7 protein-coding genes and 5 pseudogenes are annotated in these 5,361 nt (G+C 42.0%); 9 read left to right on the plus strand and 3 right to left on the minus strand.

The features are described from left to right. Positions 1–257: 257 nt before the first annotated feature. A pseudogene (locus tag NSB25_RS28630) lies at positions 258–497 on the minus strand (helix-turn-helix domain-containing protein); the annotation flags it as partial. A 183-nt stretch (positions 498–680) separates the two neighbouring features. Between NSB25_RS28630 and NSB25_RS28635 the strand changes: the two are divergent. The 3 genes from NSB25_RS28635 (at position 681) to NSB25_RS28645 (ending at position 1,653) form a co-directional block, all read left to right on the plus strand. Continuing rightward, positions 681–887, plus strand: coding sequence for a ribbon-helix-helix domain-containing protein (locus NSB25_RS28635; protein ID WP_103242723.1), 207 nt, complete (start codon positions 681–683; stop codon positions 885–887). 225 nt (positions 888–1,112) lie between these two features. Next, positions 1,113–1,379 carry a type II toxin-antitoxin system RelB/DinJ family antitoxin gene (locus NSB25_RS28640; RefSeq protein ID WP_103242724.1) on the plus strand — a complete coding sequence of 89 codons (267 nt, stop codon included), beginning with the start codon at positions 1,113–1,115 and terminating at the stop codon, positions 1,377–1,379. Between the two features lie 7 nt (positions 1,380–1,386). Next, positions 1,387–1,653, plus strand: a complete 267-nt coding sequence (locus tag NSB25_RS28645) for a Txe/YoeB family addiction module toxin (protein ID WP_103242725.1) — start codon at positions 1,387–1,389, stop codon at positions 1,651–1,653. Between the two features lie 342 nt (positions 1,654–1,995). Here NSB25_RS28645 and NSB25_RS30070 read toward each other — a convergent pair. Then, positions 1,996–2,184, minus strand: a pseudogene (locus tag NSB25_RS30070) (helix-turn-helix domain-containing protein); the annotation flags it as partial. Between NSB25_RS30070 and NSB25_RS28655 the strand changes: the two are divergent. The 6 genes and pseudogenes from NSB25_RS28655 to NSB25_RS28680 form a co-directional block, all read left to right on the plus strand. Continuing rightward, a pseudogene (locus NSB25_RS28655) lies at positions 2,178–2,441 on the plus strand (plasmid recombination protein); the annotation flags it as partial. The pseudogenes NSB25_RS30070 and NSB25_RS28655 overlap by 7 nt on opposite strands. 333 nt (positions 2,442–2,774) lie before the next feature. Continuing rightward, positions 2,775–2,972: a hypothetical protein gene (locus tag NSB25_RS28660; RefSeq protein ID WP_103242726.1), complete on the plus strand. Its 198-nt coding sequence runs from the start codon at positions 2,775–2,777 to the stop codon at positions 2,970–2,972. Next, complete coding sequence (locus tag NSB25_RS28665; RefSeq protein WP_103242727.1) at positions 2,957–3,592, plus strand: reverse transcriptase domain-containing protein; 636 nt, start codon at positions 2,957–2,959, stop codon at positions 3,590–3,592. Before NSB25_RS28660 ends, NSB25_RS28665 begins: the two co-directional genes overlap by 16 nt. Next, positions 3,570–3,834 (plus strand): annotated as a pseudogene (locus NSB25_RS29845) (hypothetical protein). Before NSB25_RS28665 ends, NSB25_RS29845 begins: the two are co-directional and overlap by 23 nt. Before the next feature lie 107 nt (positions 3,835–3,941). Beyond that, positions 3,942–4,391, plus strand: a complete 450-nt coding sequence (locus NSB25_RS28675) for a SufBD protein (protein WP_103242728.1) — start codon at positions 3,942–3,944, stop codon at positions 4,389–4,391. Positions 4,392–4,421: 30 nt separating this feature from the next. Beyond that, a complete protein-coding gene (locus NSB25_RS28680; RefSeq protein WP_103242729.1) occupies positions 4,422–5,183 on the plus strand; it encodes an MBL fold metallo-hydrolase in 762 nt (253 codons plus the stop codon). Positions 5,184–5,268: 85 nt separating this feature from the next. Here the strand turns inward: NSB25_RS28680 and NSB25_RS28685 are convergent. Beyond that, positions 5,269–5,361, minus strand: a pseudogene (locus NSB25_RS28685) (IS5/IS1182 family transposase); the annotation flags it as partial.

Genomic DNA, 5,361 nt, shown 5'->3' on the forward strand with positions numbered 1-5,361 from the left:
GCAAAGGTTGACTGGCATTTTAGGACAGGTGATGCCAGAATAAAGCTTAAGTCTCTATACCCCAATTTTACTATCGCCTCTTAAAAGGCGGTAGTAAGGTTAAATATCGTCATGTCAATACACTAGTTCGTAATCCTGATTGAGCAATTTTATGAATTCGTCCATATGGCATTCACATCCTTTTACCGAACTTTGAGCATATTATAGTACTTTAACACATTAAAGTCAACAAATAATGGAAAGAACCTATCTACCGTTTACTCACTGACCGCCTGTGAGGGGACTTTCGCCCAATGCTTTGAGGTGTCCAGTTCCGGGTACTTGTACCGCCACTGGTTGTATTCCTCTTTGCTAATCTCGCCCTGTTCCAGTCTGGCGGCTTGCTCCTGCCATGCGTGGAACATATCGAACATGGACGTATAAGTGGAATAGTCGGACTTGTCAAGGCGCAGGCAGATTTCCCCGTCAATCTCCCCGATTTTCAGCCCATACATATCTCAAAGGAATTATAGGCGTATTTTTTGAGTTCGTTATATAATTCCGGCTTCATAGACGTTTCCTTTCTTTTATCGCTCTATTTTCTTAAATATTCTGTAATTTGATAACATAAAAATATAACATAAATAATAATATATGGGACTAAAATTCAAGCATAAAATATGGTTGAACGGAGGTGCAATATGAAGAATGACAATTTAGTGATAAAACCTAAGAAAGCAAAAGGGGAGGACGGATACAAAGTCTTCTCAATCAGAATCAGGGAAGAAATTGTGGCGCAGATTGATGATATTTCTTCCAGAACAGGACATAGCAGGAATGAACTGATTGGGACTTTTTTGGCATATGCTTTGGATAAGTGCGTGGTTGAAGAAGAAAAAGGCGGGTGAGAAAAGCACATAGTGTATAAAAACTGTAAAGCGAATATATAAAATCATAAAGAAAACACTTTACAAATATCCAAAACACGATATAATATAACCTATAAGAACTTGCATATTTCTTGCTTTGCCTGATTACAGGGTTCGCAAAGCGGTTCCTGTAATATAACTTATCAGAAGCATGCATTTCGCTTCTGATAAAAGGCACATCTTGACGTAAAGGAGGTTTAACTTATGGCACAGACAAGCGTAAATTTCCGTATAGACGCAGAACTGAAAGAATCCGTAGAAGAAATCTGCCGGAAAATGGGAATGAACCTTACCACGGCAATCACCATTTTCTGCACCAAAGTGGCGCAGGAAAGAAGAATCCCCTTTGAAATCACCGCAGACCCAGACCCCTTTTACAGCGAAAGCAATATTCGCTATCTGGAAAAGAAAATGGAGGACTACAAGGCAGGGCGGCTGAAACTGACGGAACATGAATTGATTGAGGAATAGGGGGCTTATGCAGATAAAACGGATACAATGGGATTTTGACGCATGGGAAGACTACTGTCAGTGGCAACAGACCAACAAAGCCATTCTGAAGCGTATCAATATGTTGATAAAGGACATGCGGCGGAGTCCCTTTGAGGGCATTGGCAAGCCGGAGCCGCTGAAAGACAATTTGAGCGGTTTTTGGAGCCGCCGCATAGACGATGAACACAGAATTGTCTATGCGGTTGAGCGAGAAACTGTAGTAATTATCTCATGTAGGGGACATTACGATTAGAGGGTGACAAACGGTGGACAATGTGCTAATAGGTGAGTGCATTTTGAGTATAAAAAATTTAGAAAAGTGGAATAATGGCAAATAAAAAGAAAAATAGCCAAAATACACATATGTAGAACACGGGAAATAAGGTAGATTAAATTCTTGTGAGAAGAGTTTGAGTGATGAAATGGTCTTTAAGAACCCAGTATTTATGCGTGTTGCAAGCAAATTTGTTTAGGTATTGGCAGCGATTTGGCAACATTTTAGGTATCACTCACTGAATAAAAGAATACTTCAATAACAGAAAAACCTTACTGATTTTCGGAAATGACAACTGAAAATGGGTAAGGTTTTTTGCGTTCATTTTTTCTTCTTGCGTTTTGTTTCTTCCTTTTCTGCTTCCTTAGCAGCTTCATTGATGGAGTCAAACAATTCTTGCGGAGGAACCTTTGCCCAGATTTGGTGGGTGTCAAGTTCTGGATATTTGTACCGCCACTCGTCATATTCTTCTTTGGTGATTTCGCCCTTTTCCAGTCTGGCAGCTTGTTGAGAAATTAAAAGAAGTGGTAAAAAATCTGACTATCAAATGCGTGCAGCTTACGGAACAGGGCAAGAAGCTGACCGCCAAAGTGGACGGGCAAAAGGAGCAGATTAGCCGCTTGACGGATAAGGTTATGGAACAAAACGATACCATAACCTATTGCAGGAAAAAGCATCTGACTGGGGATTTGGAGCGTTATTTAGGCAGGAAACAGGCAGAAAGGGCAAGTAAACGCCCGAAACATGCCTTTGAAATGAGCCGATAAGAAAGGGGGATTGATAGGATATGACGGATATGGAGAAGAAAGTCATGGTGCGGCTTGGTGGGTGGAACTCCCACACGGTAAGGTCCAGCAAACCACTGTTAGCGAGTCTTGAGCGACGTCCGGTAACAGCCGTTGTTAAGCGTAGACAGTCAGGATGCAGGGTTGCAATGCTTATAAGCTCCGAAATTTTACAGGGTCTCAAAGGCCGACGCAGTTCATCCATGCGGAAGGCAACATCGCGTTACGCGATAATGCGAGTGTAACGCGGCTTTGGCGGGGTCTCAGAGCCAATCATGTATCACAATGGCCGTTCAGTCAACAGGGGAGAGCCTGATGTCTCCTGTAAGAGCAGGTACGACGTACGACTATAAAACGAAGGAAATCGGAAGGATATCAGGCAGTCAGACATCTGCATACTACCGAAGAGACCGGGTAATGCCGGAGGAGGGAAGGCGGATGCACAGCAACACCCTTCCTGAGGACATATTTACCGTACCCAGGGACGGAGGAACAAGATGGAAACGAAATTAGGAAGGATAGCAGGAAAAGCAGCACAGGAGAAACACCCCATATTCACATCACTGTATCATCTGCTGAACGAAGAAATGCTGGAGAAGTGTCACAGAGAGCTGTCTGGAAACCGGGCAGTGGGAGTGGATGAAGTGACGAAAGAGGAATATGACGGAAACCTTGAGGAGAACATCCGAGACCTGGTGGAGAGGCTAAAGAAGAAGTCATACAAGCCGCAGCCGACGAAAAGGGTGTATATTCCGAAGGCGAACGGAGGGAAGCGGCCGCTGGGGATAGCAGCGTACGAAGACAAGATAGTCCAACAGGGCCTGAAGAAGATGCTGGAAGTCGTATATGAACCGAAGTTTGAAGAGAACATGTACGGATTCCGGCCCGGACGCAGCTGTCACATGGCGATAAAGAGCATGTGCTGTAACATCATCAGGAGACGGATAGACTATATCGTGGATGCGGATATCAAAGGCTTCTTTGATCATATGAGCCATGAATGGATCCTGAAATTTGTAGGGTACTACATACAGGACCCGAACATCCTGAGACTGATAGACAAGTTTCTGAAAGCGGGAATACTGGAAGCTGTGATTTTACTCGATAATCATGGCAGATACAGACCTTTATGAAACGGATAAGGAAGTGCAAAATCTGATAGACTGGGTATGTTTGTCGGAACAGATAAAAAAACAACAATACAATCTGCAATTTGACCGGGGAATATAAAAAGATAGAGCCGGATTGCCGGGAGGGAGTGAGGGCGCAGTTGGAGCGCATGAAAGAACTCTGCAAAGAGCGTAATAATCTGTATGAGAAGCAGAATGACTTGAAAGGGCAGGAACAGAATCTTGAGAAGTCGTTGGAACGATAAGAAATGTGGGGCGTGGCGGTTGCTATGCCCTGTATTTTATAGTGGCAGATACCAGGAGAAAGTGCTATAATCTGAAGCATGATTTAAGATATGGGAGATGAAACGGCATGGAAATAAATATTGAGGATAATTTTTCGCTGTTATTTGATAAAAATAGTAATACGGCATACAAAGCATTACAGGTGCTACAGAAAGAATGTGAGGAATCGGACAGGGTATATTGTTATATGGATAAGTTAGCCGATATGATTGACAATGATAATTCTTACATTCGGACAAGAGGGCTTACACTGATTGCTTACAACGCTAAATGGGATAAAGATAATAAAATTGATGAAATCATAGACGAATATTTGAAGCATATAGAAGATGTTAAGCCGATAACGGCAAGACAGTGTATAAAATTACTGCCTATGATTGCAAAGAATAAGCCGGAATTAAAGTGTGATATTGTTGCCTCACTGCAAAAAGCAGATACATCTATTTATGCAGACAGTATGCAACCATTGGTTTATAAGGATATTCAAAATTCTTTGGCAGAGATAGAGAAGCTATAAATTTATTGAGATTTTTAGGAGTATAGAGTAATGGATAATTGGTTTACAATAGATAAGATTGATGAAAATACATATATTATCAGCGAATACCGCCATTGGGAGGAAACGCATTGCTATCTGTTGAATGGAAATATCCGAAGTCTGCTTATTGATACAGGGCTTGGCATTTCCAATATCTATGAGGAAGTGCTGAAACTTACCGATAAGCCAATTACGGCAGTAGCAACGCATACTCATTGGGATCATATTGGAGGGCATAAGTATTTCCCAGATTTTTATGCCCATGCTGATGAATTGGATTGGTTGAATGGTAAATTCCCTTTATCAATCGAAACGATAAGAGAGATGGTTATAGATCGCTGTGATTTACCCAAAGGATTTTGCGTGAATAATTATGAGTTTTTTCAAGGCATACCAACAAAAGTGCTGAGAGACCATGACATCATTGATATTGGAGGCAGGGAAATTGAAGTGTTGCATACTCCCGGACACTCTCCGGGGCATATGTGCTTTTGGGAAAAAAGCAAGGGATATTTATTTACAGGCGATTTGGTTTATAAAGATACTCTGTTTGCTTATTATCCGTCTACTGACCCGGAGGCATACCTCGATTCTTTGGAAAAAGTTGCGGCATTGCCTGTAAAAGAAGTATTTCCGGCGCACCATTCACTGGATATAGAACCGGAAATCTTAATCCGTATGCGGGAAGCCTTTAGAAATCTCAAGGCGGACGGAAAACTTCATCATGGCAGTGGGACATTTGGTTATGGAGATTGGGGAGTATGGTTATAGGAATAGGCTGTGGAAAAGATAATGCTCCTTTTGGTGATGGTTAACACAGGGTGCTAGAGCGTGTTTGAAAATTACCAACTTTTGGTCATTTTATCCAAATTAAGATTGAAGCAAGGCATACGAATCCCATATATGTGAAAGCCAGCTTATCATACCGGGTTGCAATGCGGCGGAATCC

It is taken from the genome of Acetatifactor muris, assembly GCF_024623325.1.
Classification (GTDB): Bacteria; Bacillota; Clostridia; order Lachnospirales; family Lachnospiraceae; genus Acetatifactor; species Acetatifactor muris.

Bases quoted from the DNA above. Each gene is read 5' to 3' on its own strand.
- NSB25_RS28635 (WP_103242723.1), top strand. From the start codon at position 681: ATGAAGAATGACAATTTAGTGATAAAACCTAAGAAAGCAAAAGGGGAG.
- NSB25_RS28640 (WP_103242724.1), top strand. From the start codon at position 1,113: ATGGCACAGACAAGCGTAAATTTCCGTATAGACGCAGAACTGAAAGAA.
- NSB25_RS28645 (WP_103242725.1), top strand. From the start codon at position 1,387: ATGCAGATAAAACGGATACAATGGGATTTTGACGCATGGGAAGACTAC.
- NSB25_RS28660 (WP_103242726.1), top strand. From the start codon at position 2,775: ATGTCTCCTGTAAGAGCAGGTACGACGTACGACTATAAAACGAAGGAA.
- NSB25_RS28665 (WP_103242727.1), top strand. From the start codon at position 2,957: ATGGAAACGAAATTAGGAAGGATAGCAGGAAAAGCAGCACAGGAGAAA.
- NSB25_RS28675 (WP_103242728.1), top strand. From the start codon at position 3,942: ATGGAAATAAATATTGAGGATAATTTTTCGCTGTTATTTGATAAAAAT.
- NSB25_RS28680 (WP_103242729.1), top strand. From the start codon at position 4,422: ATGGATAATTGGTTTACAATAGATAAGATTGATGAAAATACATATATT.